The organism is Pseudomonas sp. AK181, assembly GCF_051122975.1.
Taxonomy (GTDB): Bacteria; Pseudomonadota; Gammaproteobacteria; order Pseudomonadales; family Pseudomonadaceae; genus Aquipseudomonas; species Aquipseudomonas lactis.
In genome coordinates, this window is the sequence record NZ_CP146348.1 from 4,989,633 (window position 1) to 5,011,024 (window position 21,392).

The 21,392-nt window shown below is 53.9% G+C and carries 20 protein-coding genes and 3 pseudogenes; 19 read left to right on the forward strand and 4 right to left on the reverse strand.

The features are described 5' to 3' along the window. Nucleotides 1–187: 187 nt before the first annotated feature. A complete protein-coding gene (mvaT, locus tag V8689_RS22815) occupies nucleotides 188–562 on the forward strand; it encodes a histone-like nucleoid-structuring protein MvaT (RefSeq protein WP_019821235.1) in 375 nt (124 codons plus the stop codon). 90 nt (nucleotides 563–652) lie between these two features. On the opposite strand, the gene sbcB is transcribed toward mvaT, so the two are convergent. Beyond that, nucleotides 653–2,080 (reverse strand): exodeoxyribonuclease I, encoded by a 1,428-nt coding sequence (gene sbcB, locus V8689_RS22820; RefSeq protein ID WP_056791116.1) that lies wholly within the window; start codon nucleotides 2,078–2,080, stop codon nucleotides 653–655. Between the two features lie 166 nt (nucleotides 2,081–2,246). Between sbcB and V8689_RS22825 the strand changes: the two genes are divergently transcribed. From V8689_RS22825 to V8689_RS22865, 9 genes are all read left to right on the forward strand, one after another. Next, nucleotides 2,247–2,939, forward strand: coding sequence for an RDD family protein (locus V8689_RS22825; RefSeq protein ID WP_056791113.1), 693 nt, complete (start codon nucleotides 2,247–2,249; stop codon nucleotides 2,937–2,939). Beyond that, on the forward strand, nucleotides 2,936–3,916 hold the full coding sequence (locus V8689_RS22830; RefSeq protein ID WP_056791111.1) for a stage II sporulation protein M: 981 nt from the start codon (nucleotides 2,936–2,938) through the stop codon (nucleotides 3,914–3,916). The genes V8689_RS22825 and V8689_RS22830 overlap by 4 nt, the downstream gene beginning before the upstream one ends. After that, nucleotides 3,903–5,432, forward strand: a complete 1,530-nt coding sequence (locus V8689_RS22835; protein ID WP_056791108.1) for a DUF4129 domain-containing protein — start codon at nucleotides 3,903–3,905, stop codon at nucleotides 5,430–5,432. The genes V8689_RS22830 and V8689_RS22835 overlap by 14 nt, the downstream gene beginning before the upstream one ends. After that, on the forward strand, nucleotides 5,429–6,586 hold the full coding sequence (locus tag V8689_RS22840) for a DUF4350 domain-containing protein (protein WP_056791106.1): 1,158 nt from the start codon (nucleotides 5,429–5,431) through the stop codon (nucleotides 6,584–6,586). Before V8689_RS22835 ends, V8689_RS22840 begins: the two co-directional genes overlap by 4 nt. A 154-nt stretch (nucleotides 6,587–6,740) precedes the next feature. Then, nucleotides 6,741–7,913, forward strand: a complete 1,173-nt coding sequence (locus tag V8689_RS22845; RefSeq protein WP_434520632.1) for a tyrosine-type recombinase/integrase — start codon at nucleotides 6,741–6,743, stop codon at nucleotides 7,911–7,913. Next, nucleotides 7,888–9,567 carry a hypothetical protein gene (locus tag V8689_RS22850; RefSeq protein WP_056791100.1) on the forward strand — a complete coding sequence of 560 codons (1,680 nt, stop codon included), beginning with the start codon at nucleotides 7,888–7,890 and terminating at the stop codon, nucleotides 9,565–9,567. Before V8689_RS22845 ends, V8689_RS22850 begins: the two co-directional genes overlap by 26 nt. Continuing rightward, entirely contained in the window at nucleotides 9,564–11,462 is a 1,899-nt protein-coding gene (locus tag V8689_RS22855) for a hypothetical protein (RefSeq protein ID WP_056791097.1), read from the forward strand. Before V8689_RS22850 ends, V8689_RS22855 begins: the two co-directional genes overlap by 4 nt. Continuing rightward, the gene (locus tag V8689_RS22860) at nucleotides 11,459–11,878 is read left to right on the forward strand and encodes a hypothetical protein (RefSeq protein WP_054899051.1); all 420 of its coding nucleotides are present in this window, start codon (nucleotides 11,459–11,461) and stop codon (nucleotides 11,876–11,878) included. Before V8689_RS22855 ends, V8689_RS22860 begins: the two co-directional genes overlap by 4 nt. Before the next feature lie 219 nt (nucleotides 11,879–12,097). Then, nucleotides 12,098–12,331 (forward strand): hypothetical protein, encoded by a 234-nt coding sequence (locus V8689_RS22865; RefSeq protein ID WP_150072850.1) that lies wholly within the window; start codon nucleotides 12,098–12,100, stop codon nucleotides 12,329–12,331. 702 nt (nucleotides 12,332–13,033) lie between these two features. Here the strand turns inward: V8689_RS22865 and V8689_RS22870 are convergent. Both V8689_RS22870 and V8689_RS22875 read right to left on the reverse strand, forming a co-directional pair. Further along, nucleotides 13,034–13,702 carry a tyrosine-type recombinase/integrase gene (locus V8689_RS22870; protein WP_155717324.1) on the reverse strand — a complete coding sequence of 223 codons (669 nt, stop codon included), beginning with the start codon at nucleotides 13,700–13,702 and terminating at the stop codon, nucleotides 13,034–13,036. 121 nt (nucleotides 13,703–13,823) lie between these two features. After that, nucleotides 13,824–14,321: a tyrosine-type recombinase/integrase gene (locus V8689_RS22875; RefSeq protein WP_223816855.1), complete on the reverse strand. Its 498-nt coding sequence runs from the start codon at nucleotides 14,319–14,321 to the stop codon at nucleotides 13,824–13,826. A gap of 291 nt (nucleotides 14,322–14,612) precedes the next feature. Here V8689_RS22875 and V8689_RS22880 point away from each other — a divergent pair. From V8689_RS22880 to V8689_RS22920, 9 genes and pseudogenes are all read left to right on the forward strand, one after another. Then, nucleotides 14,613–14,741 (forward strand): annotated as a pseudogene (locus V8689_RS22880) (type II toxin-antitoxin system RelE/ParE family toxin); the annotation flags it as partial. Nucleotides 14,742–15,094: 353 nt separating this feature from the next. Beyond that, a complete protein-coding gene (locus V8689_RS22885; RefSeq protein WP_054899052.1) occupies nucleotides 15,095–15,316 on the forward strand; it encodes a hypothetical protein in 222 nt (73 codons plus the stop codon). Between the two features lie 416 nt (nucleotides 15,317–15,732). Then, nucleotides 15,733–16,095 (forward strand): GtrA family protein, encoded by a 363-nt coding sequence (locus V8689_RS22890; protein ID WP_056791091.1) that lies wholly within the window; start codon nucleotides 15,733–15,735, stop codon nucleotides 16,093–16,095. Then, complete coding sequence (locus V8689_RS22895; protein WP_054899054.1) at nucleotides 16,092–17,012, forward strand: glycosyltransferase family 2 protein; 921 nt, start codon at nucleotides 16,092–16,094, stop codon at nucleotides 17,010–17,012. The genes V8689_RS22890 and V8689_RS22895 overlap by 4 nt, the downstream gene beginning before the upstream one ends. Beyond that, nucleotides 17,009–18,451: a glucosyltransferase domain-containing protein gene (locus tag V8689_RS22900; RefSeq protein ID WP_081089431.1), complete on the forward strand. Its 1,443-nt coding sequence runs from the start codon at nucleotides 17,009–17,011 to the stop codon at nucleotides 18,449–18,451. Before V8689_RS22895 ends, V8689_RS22900 begins: the two co-directional genes overlap by 4 nt. A gap of 217 nt (nucleotides 18,452–18,668) precedes the next feature. Beyond that, entirely contained in the window at nucleotides 18,669–18,884 is a 216-nt protein-coding gene (locus V8689_RS22905) for a hypothetical protein (protein WP_223816856.1), read from the forward strand. 140 nt (nucleotides 18,885–19,024) lie between these two features. Continuing rightward, on the forward strand, nucleotides 19,025–19,237 hold the full coding sequence (locus tag V8689_RS22910) for a hypothetical protein (RefSeq protein WP_434520633.1): 213 nt from the start codon (nucleotides 19,025–19,027) through the stop codon (nucleotides 19,235–19,237). Nucleotides 19,238–19,618: 381 nt separating this feature from the next. Continuing rightward, nucleotides 19,619–19,861, forward strand: a complete 243-nt coding sequence (locus tag V8689_RS22915) for a transposase (protein WP_056791085.1) — start codon at nucleotides 19,619–19,621, stop codon at nucleotides 19,859–19,861. Next, a pseudogene (locus tag V8689_RS22920) lies at nucleotides 19,852–19,938 on the forward strand (site-specific integrase); the annotation flags it as partial. The gene V8689_RS22915 and the pseudogene V8689_RS22920, both read left to right, overlap by 10 nt. Nucleotides 19,939–20,201: 263 nt before the next feature. On the opposite strand, the pseudogene V8689_RS22925 reads toward V8689_RS22920, so the two are convergent. Next, nucleotides 20,202–21,363: pseudogene (locus V8689_RS22925) on the reverse strand (IS3 family transposase). Between the last annotated feature and the right edge of the window lie 29 nt (nucleotides 21,364–21,392).

Genomic DNA, 21,392 nt, shown 5'->3' on the forward strand with positions numbered 1-21,392 from the left:
AGTAGCAAAAAATTAACGCGATTATCTTTGCGCATAACGCTTACTAATTAACTCATCGGCCAGGTTTTCTCACACTCATTCAATGTCATTCACCTGAATAACGTCTTAAATGTTTACTTGATGAAATTGCCTGACTATTATTAGGCCACTCACCCTGTCAATCAGCGTTCTACATAAGGTAGTCCACATGTCACTGATCAACGAATACCGCGCCACCGAAGAAGCTATCAAAGAGCTGCAAGCCCGTTTGAAGAACCTGTCCGAAGACGACAAGCTGAAAACCGAGCTGGAATTCGAAGGCAAATTGCGCACCCTGATGGGTGAATACTCCAAATCCCTGCGTGACATCATCGCGCTGCTGGATCCAGAGTCGAAAGTTAAAGCACCGCGTGGCGCTGTGAAAACTACCGGCACCAAGCGTGCTCGCAAGGTCAAGCAGTACAAAAACCCGCACAACGGCGAAGTGATTGAAACCAAAGGTGGCAACCACAAAACTCTGAAAGAGTGGAAAGCCAAGTGGGGCGGTGACGTAGTTGAAGGTTGGGCAACCCTGCTGGGCTAAGCCCGGTCGGACGTTCACCCGATACGTCACACATGAAAAACGCCAGCTTGCTGGCGTTTTTTATTGTCGGAATATTCTGTAGTTATGCGCCTACAGATTCAGGCGCGCCGCTAAGGAATCTACATAGTCCTGCCATTGCGCCAGTACCTGACACTGAAACGATGTAGCACTAACCGCCAACTCCTCACGCGCCTGCTTAAACCCCAACAGGGTATTCGGCGCCCCCCACTGCGCATCCGACAAACGTTGCTGACAGAAAAGTTTCCAGCGTTGTTGCTCCTCATTGTTCAAGGTTTCAGGAAAGTTACGCGCCCGGTAGCGAAATAATAATTCCGGCAAACGATGATCATCGAACGGCCACTGCTGACGGGCCAACTGCGCAGGCTCCGCCATGCGAACTTGCTCACATAAACGACGGTCACGGTCACCAATAAAACCATCGTAGAGCTGCTGCTCCGGGTCCGCGTTCGGCGCAAAGTCTTCCTCGGCATAAATGGCCGCTAACTTGTCCCGCCAAACTTCCTGTGCGTCAGTTAGCCGCAGCGCCCGCGCAAGGCAAGCCTCCTTATCCAATTGCAGGCGCTCCAGGTCTTGCGGGCGCAGCACGTTTAACGGCGCGACCACCGGGCAACGGTTGATATGCAGCAACTTGAGCGGAACCGGCAGCTCACCTTCGGCCAACTCATCGCGGCGCGTGTAAAGACGCTGGCGCAGGGTCGCCGCATCCAGGTGCAACAGCCCTTGTGGATCGAGCCCCAGGTCACAGACGATCAAGGCATTGCGATTGCGCGGGTGCCAGGCCAGGGGCAAGACCACGCCCAGGTAATGGCGCTCGGCAGAAAAACGCCCGGAGATATGCACCATCGGTTGCAGCAACCGCACCTGATCCATGACCCGCTGTTTGCTGCGCAGTTGAAACAACCACTCATATAACTTCGGTTGTTTGTCTCGGACCAACCGCGCCAGGGCGATGGTTGCACGCACATCCGACAACGCGTCATGGGCCTGGCCATGGTCGATGCCATTGGCCTCGGTCAAGCGTTCGAGCTTGAGGGTCACGCGCCCTTCCTGCTCGGGCCAGTTGATGCCCTCCGGCCGCAGGGCGTAGGCGGTGCGCATCACATCGATCAAGTCCCAGCGGCTGTTGCCGCCCTGCCACTCGCGCGCATACGGGTCGAAAAAATTGCGGTACAGACTGTAGCGCGTCATTTCATCGTCAAATCGCAGGGTGTTATAGCCGGCGCCGCAGGTACCTGGCGCGGCCAGCTCGGCGTGCACCCGAGTCATGAAATCGGCTTCGGCGAGGCCCTTCTCGGCGAGGATACCCGGCGTGATACCCGTGATCGCACAGGCTGCCGGATGAGGCAGGATATCGTCGCTGGGTTGGCAATAAAGATTGATCGGCGCACCGACCTCATTGAGCTCAAGGTCGGTGCGGATACCGGCTACCTGGAGCGGACGATCGTTGCGCGGGTTGATGCCGGTGGTTTCATAGTCGTACCAGAAAATCGAGGTCACGGGCTATTCCTGTGCTGAAGACCGACAAAGTCTAGGCGCTGCAAGGCGTTTGGGGCCAGCGATACCTTACTGTATAAATATCCAGAAAAACCTCGGGTGGTTGCTTCCATCCTCGACACTGCTAGCATCCGTGTTTCTAAGTCGCCTCGCACTGCCAAGGATCGCAATGCCATCAACGCCTTTGGATACCCACTATCAGATAGAAACGCCGGAGGGCATCGACCTGCCCCTGCGCCCTGCTGGCCTGCCCTCCCGGGCATTGGCGTTTGCATTCGACCTGGGCGTGCGCGGGATCATCATGGGTATCCTGCTGGTGCCACTGGCGTTGCTCGGCAATGTGGGGGTCGGGCTGGGTTCGCTGCTGCTGTTCCTGGTGAGCTGGTGGTACATGGTGTTGTTCGAAGTGCTCAACCAGGGCTGCTCGCCGGGCAAGCAGGTCATGGGCCTGCGCGTGGTACAGGATGACGGCACGCCCATTGGCTGGTCGGCATCGCTGATCCGCAACCTGCTGCGTTTTGTCGACATGCTGCCCTTCGGTTATTTCCTCGGCGCCATCAGTTGCCTGCAACATCCGCACTTCAAGCGGCTCGGCGATCTTGCCGCCGGTACGCTGGTGGTCTACCGCGAACTGCCGCTGGTACGCCCAAGCATCCCTCAAGCACCCGCCCTGCGCCTGCCCTTCGCGCTGGCGTTGAGCGAACAGCGGGCCATCCTCGGTTTCGCCGAACGCCAGGCCGAGCTCTCGGCCGAACGGGTGCATGAACTGGCCGCCATCCTCGCAGGGCCCCTGCAGGTGGCTGCACCGCGTGCCGTGGAGCAACTCAACGGTGTAGCCCGTGGTTTGTTGGGGCCGACATGAAACAGAGCCTTTTTGAAAGCCGCCACCAGCACCAATGGCAAACCTTCGCCGAGCAGTTGACGCTACTGGAGCAAGGTAAAGCCAAGGCCGCCGATGTTGCCGACTTCCCCCATCAATATCGACGCCTGTGCCAACACCTGGCCCTGGCTCAGCAACGCGGCTATAGCAGTTACCTGGTCGACCCGTTGCAACAACTGGCACTGCGCGGCCATCAACAACTGTATCGCCATCGCAGCCAACTGACGGCGAACATACTGGCGTTTCTTCTGGCCGACTTCCCGCGCCTGGTACGCGAACAGTGGCGGTTCGTGCTGATCGCCGGCCTGCTGTTCTTTGGCAGCCTGGTGGGGATCGCCCTGCTGGTGTACCTGTTCCCGGACCTTGTCTACAGCATCATCAGCCCCCTGCAGGTGGCCGAGATGCAGGGCATGTACAACCCCGACGCCAGCCGCTTGGGCCGCGCGGCCGAACGTGCCGCCAGCGAAGACTGGATGATGTTTGGCTATTACGTGATGCACAACATCGGCATCGCCTTCCAGACCTTTGCCGCCGGCCTGTTGTTCGGCCTGGGCAGTGTGTTCTTCCTGATTTTCAACGGTCTGGTCATAGGTGCGGTCTCCGGGCACCTTACCGACATCGGCTATGGCCAGACCTTCTGGTCGTTTGTCATTGGTCACGGCGCATTCGAGTTGACCGCCATCACACTGGCCGGTGCCGCAGGCTTGCAACTGGGCTGGTCACTGGTCGCCCCCGGGCGCTTGGCGCGCAGCGAGGCCCTGCGCCTGGCCGCGCGCAAAAGCGTACGGATGCTCTGCGGTGTCATGGTCTTCCTGTTGATCGCAGCCTTTATCGAAGCCTACTGGTCCTCAACCACTCGCATTGAGCCCTGGATCAAATACGCAGTAGGCGTCGCGCTCTGGCTGCTGGTGGCCGCTTACCTGACCCTGGCCGGGCGGAGTCGCCATGCGCCTGACTGACGCCAGCGTGGTGATTCGCCCGCGCACTTCCTGGGAAGCCATGGACCTGGGTGTGCTGATGGCCAGGGAACACCGTTTCTTGCTGATGAGCAGTTGGGCGCTGGTGAGCCTGCCGGTATTCATCTTGTTGACGGTGCTGCTCTGGAATTACCCGTCTTTGGCCATGTTCCTGTTCTGGTGGCTCAAGCCGGCCTTCGACCGCTTGCCGCTGTATATTCTTTCCAAAGCCCTGTTTGGTGAGCCCCCCAGCCTCAAACAGGCCGTTCGCCATTGGCCGCAGTTGCTCAAAGGGCAACTGTTCGCCAGCCTGACCTGGCGGCGGCCGAGCATGAGCCGCAGCTTCACCCTACCCGTCAGCCAACTGGAAGGCCTGGACGGAGACGCACGTCAACGACGCCTTGGGGTGTTGCTACAACGCAACGCTGGCGCCGCACGCTGGCTGACGACCATCGGCGTGCACCTGGAAATCGGCCTGTGGTTTGGCGCCATGGCCCTGTTCTATCTCTTCATCCCGCAACAGATCGAACTGGACTGGGACTGGCAACGGCTGGTATTGGCGTCTGGCTCGGACGTACTTTGGCTTGAGCACATGAGCAATGCCTTCTATGCCCTGATCCTGGTGTTCTGGGAACCTATCTATGTCGCCTGTGGCTTCAGCCTGTACCTGAACCGCCGCACGGTGCTGGAGGCCTGGGACCTGGAGCTGGTATTCCGTCGCCTGCGCCAGCGCCTGAGCAACGTCGCACCGCTGTTGTTGCTGGTCGTAGGCTTGGCGCTGCTACACCTCAGCCCACCCGCTATGGCAGATGAAACCACAGCCCATAAGCCCCTCAGCACCCAGGCCGCCAGCCAATCCATCCAGGCATTGCTGGAAAAGCCCCCCTTCAAGAACCCGGAAACCGTCACACGCTATCGGTTTGGTGAAGAAAAAGCGCCGGTTCAAAACAAGGCCAAGGGCGACGGCAGGTTACCTGGCTGGCTCCAGGCACTGCTCGACAACTTCAACAGCGACACCTTCAAATACGTCGCCAAAACCTTGGAAATACTGCTCTGGAGCCTTGTGATTGGCGGCCTGGCTCTGGTGTGCTGGCGTTACCGTGAATGGTTGCGCACCTTCGTCAGCCGCCTTGGGCCCACTCGCACGGCCGCTCCCTCGCCCGTTCCCGCTCAGTTGTTCGGGCTGGAGCTGGGCACCGAGACATTGCCCGAAGACATCGCCAGCACCGCCGAACAGCTATGGCCCACCCAGCCCCGGGAAGCCCTTGGCCTGCTGTATCGCGGGTTGCTCAGCCGGCTGTTGCATGAGTTCGACCTGCCACTGACAAGCGCCGATACCGAGGGACAGGTACTGGAGCGTGTTCATCATTTGCAACAACCGCAGTTGCTGGCGTTCAGCGACGAACTGACACGCCACTGGCAAAACCTGGCCTATGGTCACCGCCTGCCGCCCTCTTCAGCCCAACAAAAACTGTGCAGCGACTGGCGTGCTCTCTTCAGTGACGGAGCGGGCCAATGAATCGCACGTTATTGTGGATAGCACTGTTATTGGCATGCTTGTTGGTTGCGGGCGGCCTTTATGCCTGGCACAAGGCAATTCCCTACGAAGAAGTGGTAGATCGCGGCCCGTCGCCGGAGGCACGCGCCAACCCTTACCTGGCGGCCGAGCACTTTCTGCGCCAGCAAGGCGTGGTGGTGGCGCATGCCAATGGCCTTGAACGACTCGCCGAGCTGCCCGCCAAAGGCCATAGCCTGTTGCTGCTGGGGGAGCGCAGCAACATGACCCCACGCCAGGTCGAACAACTGCTGGGCTGGGCAAAAGCCGGCGGCCACCTGCTCTTGGTCGCCGAGGCATTATGGGATGAAGAAACCGGCACCAGCGGTGACCTGCTGCTTGATCGCCTTACTGTCCGCCAAACCTTGAGCGACACCTTCGACGAACCCGCACCACCGCGTAAAAAAACCAAGCCGGACCTGACCAAGCTCTATGTCGACAACGAAACGGCACCGGCGTATTTCAGTTTTGACACCGACTTCAACCTCACCGACCCCAAGCACCTGGCGCAGTTTTCCGCCAACAGCGCCAAGTCCAGCCACCTGATGCAACTTGAGCTGGGGCAAGGCCGCGTAACGGTGATCACCGACAGCGACCTGTGGAAAACCGCGGATATCGGCAAACATGATAACGCCTGGTTGCTGTGGTACCTGAGCCAGGGCACTGACGTCACCTTGCTGTTCAACAGCGACACAGACGACCTGTTTACCCTGTTGTTGCGTTATTTCCCCCAGGCCCTGGTCGCCCTGATTGCGCTGGTTGCCCTGGGGCTGTGGCACGCAGGCATGCGCCACGGCCCGATCCAGGCGCCGGCGCCCAAGGCCCGTCGCCAGTTGCAGGAACACTTGAAGGCCAGCGCGGACTTCCTGTTGCGCCGCAGTGGCCAGGGCACGTTGTTGAAAGCCTTGCAACACGACATTCTGCGCGCAGCCCGGCGACGCCACCCCGGTTTCGAACACCTTGATGCGCCAGGGCAACGCCAAGTGCTGGAGCACCTTACGCGACAACCCCCTCATATCATCAGCCAGGCGTTAGAGCCCGTTGCGCTGAAGCGGCTTTCCAGCGCCGACTTCAGCCGACAGGTGGCGTGCCTGCAAACCCTCAGGAATGCCTTATGATCCGGCACCTTGCAACCGTTAAATACTCCGTCTAAAAGAAACAGACCCTCACGATTTCATAGTTCCACGATGTGCTTGAGGGTCGATCTAATAGCCCTAGCTCTGCCAGAGCAGACAAAGGGATTGGCTGCCTAGTCAGTACAGGGGATGGCAGATGGAGCTTGTGTGGGCTACTGACGATTTGGTGATCGCTGGGCAACCCTATCCTGGATTCCCCATTCTGCTATGGGACTCAATGGAAAGTTGTGTCCCGGCCAATCAGTTCTTTCGTCACTACCTGTTTCGCGGGGTCATTGGCTCTAAGCGATCCTGGCCCAGCACCGGACGCGCGCTCTACGACTTTTTCAGCTTCATCCAGGCTCATGAGCTGGACTGGTGCGACGTTGATCGTGGCGAGGCAAAGAGCCTTGTGGCGGCCTATCGGGACTACAGCCTGATTGCGTGCGAACTGGCATCGAACACCACTCGCCAGCGTCTGCATTACATCTGCAAGTTCTACGAGTTCGCGCAAAAGGAAGGGTGGGTGAAGCGCCTGCCCTTCGCCTATGAGGAACGCAGCGTGAGGCACGGGAGACGTTTTCTTGCACATATTGATGCAAGTGGCGGCAAGGCTACGGCAAACGATGTGATGCCGCGTAGGCATAAGACTCTGCCCAAGTTCCTGAACATGGCCGACGTCAAGGCGCTACTGACCGCTGCGGAGAATCCGCATCACCGCATGATGATGCGCCTGGCGCTGCATACGGGTCTGCGCCGCGAGGAACTCGCCGCCTTTCCGCTGTCCTATGTCTTCGATCCAGACAAGGCGTTACGAACCGAGCGCAACCTTCGCATCTACCTCGATCCATTCGACGGCAGCGGCATGGTGACCAAGGGCAGCAAACCGCGAGGTATCTACGTTAGTCGCGAGTTTATGGCTGAACTCTACCGCTATGTGACGAAGTTCCGCAGCGAGCGTGCGTCGCTGAGCAAGACCCCGCAAAGGGCGCTGCTCCTCAACCAGTTCGGACGACCGTACGGTGGGGACGGCAAGAGCATCAATCGGATCATCAGCAAGGTAGGCAAGCGGGCGGGGATCAAGGTCCATACGCATATGCTCCGACATACCTATGCCACACATACCCTGATCAGTCTTCAACGCAATCCAGCGAGCGGACTGGAACCACTAGTATTCATCCAACGGCAACTTGGCCACAGTTCGATTCAAACAACCATGGTGTACCTGCATCTGGTCAACGAAATAGCCGACGAGGCTGTGCTGGCCTATGACGATGAGTTGAACGCGCTAGTGGGGGGACTTGATGGGCAAGCGCAAGGTATTTACTAAAACCGATCTCAGCGTCCCGCAAGTCGAGCACTGTCACAACGCGGCAGGCAATGTGGTCATTCTCCCCGAGGTCATCCCGCCGACTAACACTACGATCGAGTTCGGGCGGAACTCTATTAACGCCCGTCGCTTTAAGTTTGGCCGCTGGTACGGTGTCGGCATCGACCACGTTACCTACGCCTGTCAGCGCCAAATCGAGCGGTTCCTCGCCGGCCAGGACCAAGCCGCCTCAGTCACCACAATTATTAGCTATTGCAACACTGGCCTGTGCAACTTCCTTGACTACTGCGTGCTACGTGGGATGGCTTTTAGTCGTAACTTAGCTTTGTCTGATTTACATCGGGATCTGATCGACGGCTACCTTGCACATCTGGCGGGGCGGGGCTGGGTTACTAATACTCAGAAGAGCGTCTATTCGAAGACCAAGCCTGTGCTGCTCGCCTTGGGTCGGCGTGGGCTGATCACTCTTATCAACTCCGGCAATGCAGCCACCTTTCCGCGCAACCCTTTCCCAAACAGCAACCTCAAGGGCAAGGGCGAGACAGCGCTATCTAAACGCGAGCGACAAGCATTCAAAATAGCACTCAGGCAGGCTCTTAAGCCGATCTGGGATGACGACGCACCAGTGACCAAGGAGCTACTGGTCTTCGCTCTGTTGGTCATTGCGCTGCACACCGGACGCAATACAACTCCACTGCTGGAAATAGGCCGGGACTGCCTGCGGCCGCACCCCAAAGACAACGCCGTATTTCTGGTGCTATGGAAGCGGCGTGGTTACAACACCAGCAAAGTGGCGCTACGCTCAGACTCGAACGCCAATCGCCTCCTGGAATCAACACCGAGTGTGAGAACCAACGTGGAGCGACTAATCCGCCGCGTGATGTCGCTGACCGAGTCTCTGGATGCAGATGCCCCGGACGACCTGAAGGGCAGAGTATGGCTATATCGATATGGTAGCGATAAGGGTGCCAGTCGAGTCTCGGCTTTGAATCAAAATGCGCTAGCTAAGGCGACAAGTAGCCTCGTAACCAAATATAGCTTGACCGACAGCGACGGGAAGGCACTACGCATCAACGTCTCGCGCCTTCGCAAGACCTTCGCTAATCGTATCTTCGAGTTGACCGATGGCGATTTAACGACCTCCGCCGCGGCGCTCGGCAACACTCCCCAGGTGGCCGACCAGAACTACTTGGCGCCCGGCGAAGATGCCCGTCGCAACTGGCAGTTCATGGGTGAGGTACTGGTGCAGGAGTTGCTGACTAACACCATCGGTACGACCTACAAGGACACCCCCATGGGCCACTGCTCCGACTTGGTATACGGTCAGTACGCCCCGGCGCGCGAAGGCGCGACTTGCATGAATTTCATGAACTGTCTGCGCTGCAAGCACTACGCGGTGACGGCAGAAGATCTGTACAAACTGTTCAGTTTCTATTTCCGCGTACTGACCGAGCGCTCGCGCATGGACAAGCGGCGCTGGGCACGGGAATACGCCCACATTCCACGGCTGATTGAGCATTACATCGTTGCCGAGGGGCTGCGCCGCGGCACCTTTAAGGCCACAGCAGTGGAAGCCGCCCATGAGCGCGCCCGAACCCAGCCACACCAGTTCTGGTCGATTGATTTGATTGACAGCCTGGAGACATTTTCATGAACGGCAACCTCCTGACGGTACCACCCCAAGTACCTCTTCCCACCCAGCCGAACGATGTGTATGAGCTCGCCGAATCCGAGCGCGACGCTCTGATCATCAGCGCGACCAAGGTCGGTGAACACTGGGTCATCCTCAGTTGCTACGGCGATGACACCTGGCAACTCGACGGCTTCCCCAACAACATCTCTACCAGTAAAACACGACTGGACTTCAGCATCGTGCCACCGGTATTTCGGGCGGTAATGAAGGCGGCGCTGTATCGTTATCTCCGGAGTGGGCGCACAGATTCGGGTCGGCCTAAAGGCGGCATAGTGCGACAACTTTTCTTTAATGCAATGATATTCCTTCGGCATTTGAAGGTGCTCAAGCTCGACCATCTGGGCGCGGTGACACCTCTGGTATGTGCGAGCTATGTGACCGCCTGCAAAGCGTACCGGCAACCCCACCGGTCTAAGGGAAAACCGCTGTCGCAAGAGGGACTACGTAGACGTTTAGCGGCCGTCGAAGCGCTCTATGAACTGAGCCAGTACACCAATGATCCAATGCCAAAGCATCCCTGGCCAGAGACGTCCTCTTTAGCAGTGGCAGGGCTCACCGGTAGCGGCTCCCGTCAGAAGAAAGACAGCAAGACGCCGCTGATCCCCGATGATGTGTTCTGCATCCTGTTCGAACGGGCCTACCTGCAGGTTGAACGCGGCCATCAACTGTTAGACCTTCGCGATAAGTTGGAAGTCATCGCGAAGGAGCGAAAGGGGCAATGTCGCGAAGCAGTCATAGCGGCCAAGAATCGCCTTCTGAGCGATAGTGGTCGGAAGGGAGGTCTGAGAGCATTCAACCGGGCGCTGAGCGACCTGCGTACGGCCTGCTACATCATCCTGGCCAGCACCTCCGGCTGTCGCCACCATGAGTTGGCAAACTTGCAGTTGGGTGCGCACCACCGTACCCAAGACGATGAGGGCACCATCTATCATTGGATGCGCTCGCGGTCGGACAAGACTGACGTAGGAATTCATGACTGGATGATCCCTGAGGCAGCCGTGCTTAGCCTGCGGGTGATGGAACGCTGGTGCGCGCCCTATCAGGCCATGATTGCTGCAGAGATCGTGCGCCGCCGCCGCGCCAACCCACATGATCCGCGAATTGTAGAGGCGCAAAAGCACCGGCATGCGTTATTTCTCGGCGTATATCCAAAAGAGGGTAACCAAGTACGCACGCTTACCACGTGGGGTTTGGGTTTCAACTTAAACATATTCGTCAAGGATTGCGGGTTGAACTGGAGTCTCACCAGCCACCAGTTCCGCCGCAAGTTTGCCAACTACGCTGCGCATAGCCGCTTCGGTGACCTACGTTATCTCAAGGAGCATTACGCGCACTGGTCACTGGACATGACCTTTGGCTACGCGCTAGACGACAGTTGGGGACAGCACTTGGACCTAGACCTTTACGCCGATATTCAGACGGAATTGCAAGATGTAAAACTCGGCATCGTTGATTACTGGTTGGGAGACGAACCCATGGCTCGCGGCTATGGTCGTGCGCTCAAGCAGTGGCAGCAAGAACCCCAGAACCTGCTGATATTCAAGGATCACGCCTCTATGCTGAACTCTATTGCTGAAAGCACTGCGATTCGCAGCAACGGTCATGCCTGGTGCACGGCGGACAACGACGGTTGCGTCGGCAATACTTTAGAACGTACCCGCTGCAGCAACTGCAACAATGCCGTGATTGGACGTCGCCACGCGGCCATATACCAGCGACTCTACGATGATCTGAAAGGGCTGCTGCATTGCCCGGACATTGGCGAGAGCGGACGACAGCGCGTTGAACGCGACCTGAATCGGTGCCGAGACGTACTGGACAAGTTAGGCATGGACCCGGAGAGCCTGATAGCATGAAGCCGATCGACAAGGCAACTAACTACAAGCCGGCTGACGATCGTGAAAAGGATCTGCGGCTCGCGCTTTACCGCATCCAGAAGGGACGTACCCGCTCTGGGGAAACCAAGGTTACGATCACCGCAGTCGCCCGCGAAGCAGGCGTATCAACGGCGCTAATTCACAACTACTACCCAGGTATTGCCGAGGCTATCCGCGAGGCTCAAGGGCGCTCCAGTCGCGCCATGCGTGATGTGAAACACCAAGACTTGCTTGCTGAACGCATAAAGTCAGCAGCACATCGTCAGGAGATAGAGGAACTGCGGGCCAAGATCGCCCAACTCGCATCCGTCAATGAGGTGCTATTGGACGAGAACCGTGTGCTCAAGAGTAAGATGAACGATCATAAGGTGATCGATCTGGCTTATAAGGAGTAAACGTCCGACCAACTCACCTTGAGTAAGTCAGGCCGGTACCCACTAGTTTGGTAACTGCTAGCTGCGTGAGCAGAAGTCTCAGAATGGCAAAAGCCCGGAAATCAACCGGGCTCTGCAAATCCCTCAAGGGGTTAAAAATCAAGTGCCTCAAGGGCTACCTTTAGAACTCTATGGCCGGTTGACTCAAATGTCAACATTCGTCATATAAGACCGACTCGCTTGTCTCGCGACATTGGACCACTGCTGCTCTGCATCTTCAAAGGCATCGAAGGGATGATCGGCGCCGAGTTGCTGCCTGGAGAATCCTTGCTCTTTGAAAAATGGCCTAAAGAGGCCCTTGAAAAGCTGTTGTCAATGGTGTCTGAGCGCTACGCCAGTTCCTTTGATCTTTCGACCTTCCGCGCCGACGGATCATGCCCGATTTGGATGAGACAGAGGGTTTCAGGGCACTGATTTACTGTGAGGTTGCAGGACCGGCAAGTTTCGACGAAAGCCGATTAACGCCCTACGGGAGCTACCAACCACTCGGCCCCTATGCGGACATGTCCTCCATCTTACGTGTACCACTACCCATTCGCCTTGACCGAACCATTTCCCGTGTGCGGGTAATGCCGGACGAAGGCGATTTGATTCTCATGGTCGGCCAATTTCGTTGCGGGTAAGCCTTAAAGCTTGACGATGGCTCTTTTTGCGTCGAAGAATTTGCGCCGGAACATCGGCGTCGGGTGGGTCGCTAACGGCGTGGTTCACGTCAAAATTTCAAACCCTACTACTGCAAACATCACAATTCCCGCAACGGAGACTTCAGCGTTTTTGAAGCGCACGGGAGTATAGAAATATAGGGCCCGTCTTTTAGGCGGACCTCATATATCTAAGACGGTCAGTCTAACCGAAAGCACCTTCTTTGATCCTGCGTCATAGTCACACTCAAAGCTGGCCTTCTTATATACTCCCGCTCCATGCTGATACGCGACCTTGCCGTGAGAATCTTGAAAAACACCAACGTCCTCCAAGGTTTCAAAGTTTTCGCCCTTTATGGTTATCGTCGATTTGTTGTAATCCAGCCAGGCGATATCCTTTATTGCTATGCCCCCACTGCCACCAGTCCATTTGAAAGCGTTTTTAGCTGTTTTCTGTATTGCTTGTTGGCAACCGTCAACATAGTAGGGATGGTTTAGCTTTCCCCAGCATGACAAATCCCTGGAACAAGCTTGCTCGCTGACGTCGGTAGGATCTACTTGGCCGGCCTGTGCTACGCCTGTGATGCTTGTCATAGACAGCACGAAAGAAAAGATAGTTGCCATTACTGGTTTCATAAAGCGTCCTTATATATTTTTGATTCGTGAGACGAACTCGGCCCGCTGTTGTTCGGTCATGCGCTTCCCGAAGCGCATCAAGATAGTCCGCATACCACTGCACCATCTTCTTGCGCTGCGGCAGGTAGATCGCTTTGCCATACACGCCTTTGAGTCCGACCTTCTTGTGGGCCAGATGCATGTGCCGCCAGTTTTCATCCCAGCCAAATTCGGATAGCAAAGTTTCGCAGTTGTGCCGACTGCCGTGGCCCGTCATCCGCCCTTTGTACCCGATCAGTGCAAAGCACTTATTGATCGACGCATCTGAAATTTCCGGCACCTTCTCGCCCGATGATGGGATCAGGTAGCGGGACCGGCCAGTAAGCCGTTGCAGATCACTGATCAGCTCCACTATCTGGGTGGGCAGCAGTACGACGTTGTCACGCCGCATTTTCATCTTGACAGCCTGTTCGGCCCATTCCGCCCAGCGCGTCATGCCTGGCTTTGAGCGGTCAGCAGAGTCAGCCATGCGGCAGTGCGGACAATGGTGCCGCTGCGTGATTCAACCAGCGCCCGCAAGAACTCTGGCAGCTCCGACTCCAAAAGGTGTGGGTACTGCGATTCCTCTGGTGCCTTTTCGGCAATGTCTATCAAGTGCTGGCCGGATTGTTCTCATTCATGCCCTTGGCAATGGCCAGTCCAAATATCTGATTCACCCACACGCGCACCTTCTCTGCGGTGTTGTGGGCACCGCGGCTCTCGATGCTCGCCTGGAGGTTGGCGCAATCCGACCTGGTGATCCTGCTCAGGGGCTTGCTACCAAGGGCCGGGAGTATGTCGTTGGTCAGCGCGCCTTTGATTCCGGACAGGGTCTTTTCAGCCCGACCGTCCTTGATCTTTTTATCAAGCCATAGATCGGCTGCAGCTTTGAACGTGTTCGCCTCGACGGCATTCTTGGAAACTTTCAACGTTGCCTTATGGGTGATAGGGTCTACGCCTTCAGCATTGAGCCGCTGCACTTCCTGAGTTTTCTCCCTGGCCTTTTTGGCGGTCACGTCCGGGTAGGCGCCCAGTCCGTGCCATCCCCATTTGCCATCAGACTTCTTGAAACGAAGCTCCCTGCGTTTACAGCCCGTGCTGCTGACCACGAAATAAAGCCGGTCTATTCCATAGTTTTCGCGGTATTCCTCTCCCCTGGCTCAAGGGATGCCAGCACCGTGTCGGCCAGTGGCCGGCGCTTTATCTCGGATCGTTTCATGCTGGATTCTTGTATGGTTAGGTTCGATGTTGCGCGAACCATATATGGCGCCATACACAGAATCAAGGATAAGAGGACACAAAAGGAATAGCGGGGATCAGAAGGGATTGGAGCTTGTTCAGTATTGCAGGGGGGTTGGTGCATAGCGGGAGGGTGTGGGACAGGGGGGAATAAGAATGTGGAGCGGGTAGAAGGGTTTGAACCAAGGGATGTTCGCCGAATCCAGGTCGGCCATTACGAGATGCGCTACGTGATAGTGGATTCGACTATCTACCTTCTGCGCCTGTGGCAAACCCGCGCAGATAGGTGAATGGATGGCCTACCAAGGCTCAGAAAACCTTAGCGTACGTTTTTTACGAATTCTGTAGGCTCCCCTTTGCAGGCTACCAGCCACCCAAGACCCTCACTGGCCTTAGGTGCACTTTTTATTCCGTTGCTCCCCAAATCCTAAATACAGGATAGGTCGCCCCGAGGCCGTGTTCAATTTGCTAACTGACAAGATAATTAGCCTGAAAACCAATGAATCAGGTGCTGACTGATTGGGAGTGAAATGAGCTGATTCCCAGCCCAGCCACCCTCTGTGGATAGGATGCAGACTGTTGACATGTCTATGAAATTCGCATACATTGAGTCAAGTAATACGCGTAACACATGAGGCATGACATGACAGCAAAGAAACACGTCAGCGTTCGATTGGAACAAGAGACCAGGGTAAAGCTAGAGTTAATCGCCAAGCGCAGGATGATGGCGACAGGCGTGGCGGTGACACTGGCCGATCTGATCCGCGAAGGTCTGGCCCAGTTTACCGACAGTGAGCCATCAGAGAATTCTATGGCACCTATTCAGTCCCTCGCACCAGTAAAGCCAGCTCCAGCCGAAGAATAGGCCGATATGATCCCTCAGATCGCAGCCAAGCCAAAGACTAGCCGCACCCGTACAGAGGATGAAATGAGCGAGCTACGCCGTCAGGCTCTGAAGCTGAAAAGTGAGGGGATGAGCAGCTAAGAGATTGCAGACCAGCTAGGCGTTAACCAACGATGGCTGCCCGCAAGCTGCTGAAGTAATACCGGAGATGGCTCAGGTTTGAGCTATCAGAAAGAGTGCCAGTCCACTGCGCTAGCAACGGAATGACGTCCACACAGAAACTACCGTAGGAATAGTGCAATCTGGAACCAACAGAATAATCGTGTAGCACTTAGTTCCTGCAACCAAGTAACTGTTTGATGGGTATTATTCACAGCTTGCCAGTTGTGGTAGATTGCAAGTCCAATGTTTATAAAAAAGCTGTAGGGTTTTAGAAAATGAGTAAGCTTTTTTTTAAATATTTGTCTGTGGGTATAGTCAATACTATGCTGCATTGGGTTGTATTTGCATGGCTGGTTTATAAGGAAGACTTCAGTCAAGCCACGTCAAATTTGTATGCTTTCAGTATCGCGGTTACATTTTCTTATTTTGCTAATTCGTATATGACGTTCGAGAAAAAGCCTACGACACTCAGGTATATTGCGTTCGTTGCTTTTATGGGTGCATTAAGCTATGCGTCTGGTTTGTTAGCCGATCGAATAAGCTTGACGCCAATTTTAACGCTGATAACATTTTCTGCAATTAGCTTGATTGTGGGATTCTTTTACTCAAAACTGATTGTTTTTAAAGATAAAAAATGAAAATATCATTGGTTGTACCTGTTTTCAATGAAGAAGATGCAATACCTATCTTCTATAAAGCCGTTCGTGAAAACAAAGAGTTGAGCGAGTATGAAGTAGAAATAATCTTCATAAATGACGGTAGTCACGATGCAACAGAGTTGATTATTAATAAATATGCGACTGCAGATTGTCTAGTGATGGCGCTAAGCTTCACCCGAAATTTCGGTAAAGAGCCAGCGCTATTTGCTGGTATAGAATATGCGACTGGAGATGCTGTAATTCCAATTGATGTAGATCTTCAGGATCCCATTGAAGTAATTCCAGAGCTTATTAGAAAATGGCAGTTAGGGGCTGATGTAGTGTTAGCCAAGCGTACTGATCGCTCTAAAGAAAACTGGTTGAAAAGGAAAACAGCCGAGTGGTTTTATAGATGCCACAATAAAATCAGTACGCCGAGAATTGAAGAGAATGTAGGTGATTTCCGACTAATGTCAAGAGAGGCAGTCGAAAATGTTAAGCTGCTGCCTGAGCGCAATTTGTTTATGAAAGGGATATTGTCATGGGCAAGCGGAAATATTGAACTGGTTGAATACTCTAGAGCAGAAAGGTCTGCTGGGGATTCAAAGTTTAATGGCTGGAAATTATGGAATCTGGCGATTGAAGGAATAACCAGCTTTTCATCTGTACCTCTAAGAGTATGGACATATTTAGGGTTGTTTGTGGCTACCTGCTCATTTTTGTATGGTAGCTTCATGGTAATTGATAAAGTTATCTGGGGTAATGCTGTGCCTGGTTATCCATCGCTACTCGTCTCCATTCTGTTTCTTGGTGGCATTCAATTGATAGGTATTGGTGTGCTGGGTGAATATATCGGGCGCATATACACTGAGGTAAAACAAAGACCGCGGTATATCCTCAAAAGGCACAGAAAATGACTTATAGCAAAAACTGTTTTATTTCATGCCTGCTGATATTGGGAGTGGCGTTAATTCCCATTTTTAGTTCGAATGTTTACTATATGGATGACTTGTATAGGGTTGTCCTAGGTATTAAAGGATGGTCTGGCGATGCAAGACCATTCGCAGAGATCTTCTACAATGTATTAACTTTGCAAAGCGATATTGTGCCTGATTTATATCCAGCACCATTAATATTGGCAGTGGTTTTCTTGTGCTTTGTTTTTTCTATGTTGTCCAAGAGACTTTCTAACGGGAGGGATATTTTATTTGCTTTTTGTATATGCCCCTTAATCCTTAGCCCTCTGTTTAGCTCAAACTTACATTTTAAATATGATTCACCTTTTATGGTGCTTTCTGTTGCATTTGCCTTGCTGTCGTTTTGTTTTGAATTCAAAAGAACAGTTGCGTGTGTTCTGATTACGGCAACATTTGTGACGCTGACATTGTCAACCTATCAAGTTTCAGTAAATATTTTTGCTGTGCTGACAGTTGTTGAGTTCTTGTATTTCGCTACAAAAGGAGATTTCAGAGTAGCCGTATTAAGACTTGTTAACCGGGGTTTCGGTTTCATTGTTGGATATTTTGTTTACTCCAAAATAATAATCCACTTTGTGCAGGTCAATAAATACTTCTTAGAATACAGCACTACTGTGGGGCTGGATAAGTCTGGTGCTTTGAAAGTATTCGATAATTTTACATCTTCATTTTCGATATTCACTAACAGTCAAAGCTTGGGCTTTGAGATTTTCGTCTTATGTCTAGTTTCTGCTTATGTCTTGACAATTACCAATTTATTGATATCAAACTACAAATCTATAAGTCCATTTGCTTTGGCTTTGTCAAGCGTTTTGGCATTCTTCACGTTTGTATTGCTAATTCCTGGGGTTATGATTTTTAGCGAGCAACCACTATTCTTTGCTAGAGGCTATATAGGCTTTGGTGGATTTATCTCGGCAATGCTTATACCTTTGTGCTGGGCTTCGGTTAGGGCGCTTAGATATATTCTGGTTATTCCTTATATTTATATGGTTGGTTTTGTCTATGCTGCGCATAACGCTTTTAAACTAGAAAACGACCATATTGAACGAACGGCTATCAGCATTATTGATGACATAAATAGAAGCAGATATGATGATATAAAATATATACGCGTCGATGGTGTGCTAAAAAATTCCTCTGGCACTGAAGTCATAGTGACTGCGTATCCCCTGGTAAAAAATATTTTGCCTAAAGCATTTTCATATCAATATGACGGAGGTCTATACGTCATTAAAAGACTTGGTCTTCCAGATGTAAAATATGCAACGGATGAAAATGCTGAGGCTTTTTCTAATGGTTGCCTGCCTAAGCTAAAAAGATATTATTACGATATTTGTTTCGGATCCGAAGATACGGCGTATGTCAAATTTAAATAATACGGGATGGCTCATCACCCTTACGTGTCGAATTTTTATGTTTGCAGGATGTCGACTAGCAGGCGCTCACTCGAGTGCTTCCGTCGCTGCGGTGTAAATCATAGACTGTTACGGTAATTCACCCCCGCTTTTAATGCTTGCTAGAAGTATAGGCTTGTCCGTTGGGGCCAGTTTCTGTTTGGGGGTAATATCTCCAAGGGCCCTATTCGCCGGGGCCTTGCTGGACTTCAAGGCCGCTGTCGAGCGCCATGATAAATCCGAGGCACACCTCCATTACGCACTGGTTTTCGGGCTGATTTGTGGTGCGGCATTGAGTGGAGGGATCAACAAACAGGCAGGACATAAATTGCTGATCCCCCTAGAAGAAACCCGAGCAGCACTGATGGACGCTTTCGGTGAAGCGCCGAAAGTGTCTGCGCCTTCGATCAATTGAGGGAAAAGGCCTAGGTACGACCAAGTCCTAGCCTCGCAGCGGGGCGGGTTCGTAGAAGGACGCCCATTTTCGCATCCGCGAAAACAAAAGAAAGACGACTCAGAAGTGAACGCAAGCGGCTGGCTCTTACGCAAGCTGTAATGACTGAACGTTGCGGCATATCTCGCGAGATTTGGTGTCGCTACGAGCAAGGCAAGGGGCTTCCAGGGAGCGAAGTGCTGCAAGCCTTCTTGAAGGCGGGATGCAACGCCCACTTTGTCTTATCAGGTAAATCACCTGTGGAGGAAACGTTGTTGATCGAGCGTTTCAGGGCGTGTCCGAAGATGCTGCAAGATGCCATCTTGCGGCATTGAAAACAGAACACTGAATTTCAGGAAAAGTCGCTCAGCAACGCCCAAGCCCAGCACCTGCGGGGCTGAGGCGGTAGAGGAACGCCGCGTTGGCGTCTACCCCCTTAAGCTAAGGGACACTTATGGATTTCAAGCTTACTTATTGGACGCGTCGGTGGTCAGCGAACACGACGCTCACGGTACAGAAATTCGAAGCTGGATGGCACATTTCCCACGTCGCGATCTATAGTGATGCTGATCGAGAAGGTGCGCCGTTCCTTGAGTCGAGCTTACATCAAGACCATGGTAAGCAGATGGCGAACACACCTACCGAACTCCAGTATTTAGGATGATGGTGTCCGCGTATTTTAAGCGGACGCGATTACTCTTATCGCCAGGATTTCCATGGGCCAACGTAGCTCTTACCCCAAATCGTTCAAACCCCAGGTCGTCCAGGAATGCCTGCAACCTGAAGCGACGATTTCCAGCGTAGCCGTCAATCACGGCATCAACGCCAACGTGATTCGTATCGACTCCATCTGGATCGCCACCCAGCCCATGGACATGCGGGCCGGCACTGACACTGCACGGGCACGCGTGGTCGCGGTATTTGGTGCGGCGAAGCCGCACTGCGCCTACCAGCTCTAAAAAGCGCCGGCGTCAGATATCGCCGCTCTTATCAAACTCTTCACACCTACGCATCGATGATGCTTTCCGCTGGTGAGCAATAAGCGGGCGGCGAACACACCTACCGAACTCCAGCATTAAGGGCGATGGTGTCCGCGTATTCATAAGCGGACGCGATTGCCCTTATCGCTAGGATTTCCATGCGCCAACGAAGCTCTTATGTATCTGTCCGGCCAACACACCTTCCTGACGCAACCGCCGAAGGCCTTGGTGTCCACCTAATTAAGTGGGCCCCATTTCCAGCCTTTTAAGCGGGTCTTTCATGCAGTCATAACGCCGTTCCTATTCCAAATTGTAATGGTCAACTAATCCCAGACACGACGTTAAGTTTTTCCTCGGCTCGCGCTGGAGCCAACCCATCGTTGAATTGATGAGGCCTAATCCAGTTGTAGCAATGCATCAAAAATGGCTGATATCGCGCTATGCTTCCTGCGCAGTTCGATAACCCACGGTCGGTATCCATTCTGTTTTCAAGCTGCGAAATACGCGCTCCATCGGTGCGTTATCCCAGCAGTTTCCTCGTCGACTCATGCTCTGGCGCATGCGGTATCGCCACAACCGCTGGCGAAAGAGTCGGCTTGCATATTGCGATCCCTGGTCCGAGTGGAATAGCAGGTCCGAAGGCCTGCCACGCTGCTCGTAAGCCATATCCAGCGCTTAGATCACCAGCTCAGCGTCTGGCTTTTCCGACAGCGCCCAGCCCACGATCCGACGCGTACAAAGATCCAGGACGACAGCCAGGTAATGCCACTTTCCTTGCGCCCAAATGTAGGTGGTATCGCCGCACCAGACTTGATTGGGCGCTGGCACGTCGAACTCGCGGTTCAATGTGTTCGGGATATCCAGTCTTTCTACTGTTGCTAGTTTGTAGGCATGGGAGCAGGGTTGTTTGCTGACTAAATCAAGCTCGCGCATCAAGCTGCGCAATTTGAATCGACCGACCTGCTCACCGTCTTCACGCATCAGCGACAGGATGCTGCGAATGCCCGCAGCGCTACGACTTTTCGAGAACAGCGCACTGACGCGACTACGCAATCGAAGCCGTTCAACATCGGGCGTGCGGCGCTGCAGGCGCTGGGCGTAGTAACACGAGCGAGTGACGTCAAACACCTTGCACAGCCAATCAACCGGCTCATGGGTGCTCAACTGGGCAATCAGCGCGAACGCTCGTGATCTTCCGACATCAAGAGCGCGGTAGCCTTTTTTAGTATTGATTTCTCTCGCTCAAGCCGAGCAATCCGGGCTTCCAGCTCCTGAATTTTTTGCTGTTCCGGAGTCAGTGCTTTGCTCTGCGGGGTGACGCCTTTATGTTCTTTCTGAATCTGGTCAACCCAGCGACGCAATGCCGACTCACCAATGCCGAGTGAACGGCTGGCTTCGGTGTAGCTGTAGTTTTGCTTGAGCACAAGATCGGCAGCCTCGCGCTTGAATTCAGGAGTAAAGGAGCGGCGTTGTTTGGTCAGCTGACACCTCGATCTGGCGAGCATTCTCG

What these genes read in the sequence shown, in the direction of transcription:
- V8689_RS22910 (WP_434520633.1), top strand. Translation starts at nt 19,025, where the DNA reads ATGACTGAACGTTGCGGCATATCTCGCGAGATTTGGTGTCGCTACGAG.
- V8689_RS22895 (WP_054899054.1), top strand. Translation starts at nt 16,092, where the DNA reads ATGAAAATATCATTGGTTGTACCTGTTTTCAATGAAGAAGATGCAATA.
- V8689_RS22845 (WP_434520632.1), top strand. Translation starts at nt 6,741, where the DNA reads ATGGAGCTTGTGTGGGCTACTGACGATTTGGTGATCGCTGGGCAACCC.
- V8689_RS22885 (WP_054899052.1), top strand. Translation starts at nt 15,095, where the DNA reads ATGACAGCAAAGAAACACGTCAGCGTTCGATTGGAACAAGAGACCAGG.
- V8689_RS22850 (WP_056791100.1), top strand. Translation starts at nt 7,888, where the DNA reads ATGGGCAAGCGCAAGGTATTTACTAAAACCGATCTCAGCGTCCCGCAA.
- V8689_RS22890 (WP_056791091.1), top strand. Translation starts at nt 15,733, where the DNA reads ATGAGTAAGCTTTTTTTTAAATATTTGTCTGTGGGTATAGTCAATACT.
- V8689_RS22825 (WP_056791113.1), top strand. Translation starts at nt 2,247, where the DNA reads ATGCCATCAACGCCTTTGGATACCCACTATCAGATAGAAACGCCGGAG.
- V8689_RS22855 (WP_056791097.1), top strand. Translation starts at nt 9,564, where the DNA reads ATGAACGGCAACCTCCTGACGGTACCACCCCAAGTACCTCTTCCCACC.
- mvaT (WP_019821235.1), top strand. Translation starts at nt 188, where the DNA reads ATGTCACTGATCAACGAATACCGCGCCACCGAAGAAGCTATCAAAGAG.
- V8689_RS22870 (WP_155717324.1), bottom strand. Translation starts at nt 13,702, where the DNA reads ATGGCTGACTCTGCTGACCGCTCAAAGCCAGGCATGACGCGCTGGGCG.
- V8689_RS22840 (WP_056791106.1), top strand. Translation starts at nt 5,429, where the DNA reads ATGAATCGCACGTTATTGTGGATAGCACTGTTATTGGCATGCTTGTTG.
- V8689_RS22860 (WP_054899051.1), top strand. Translation starts at nt 11,459, where the DNA reads ATGAAGCCGATCGACAAGGCAACTAACTACAAGCCGGCTGACGATCGT.
- V8689_RS22830 (WP_056791111.1), top strand. Translation starts at nt 2,936, where the DNA reads ATGAAACAGAGCCTTTTTGAAAGCCGCCACCAGCACCAATGGCAAACC.
- V8689_RS22915 (WP_056791085.1), top strand. Translation starts at nt 19,619, where the DNA reads ATGGGCCAACGTAGCTCTTACCCCAAATCGTTCAAACCCCAGGTCGTC.
- V8689_RS22835 (WP_056791108.1), top strand. Translation starts at nt 3,903, where the DNA reads ATGCGCCTGACTGACGCCAGCGTGGTGATTCGCCCGCGCACTTCCTGG.
- V8689_RS22900 (WP_081089431.1), top strand. Translation starts at nt 17,009, where the DNA reads ATGACTTATAGCAAAAACTGTTTTATTTCATGCCTGCTGATATTGGGA.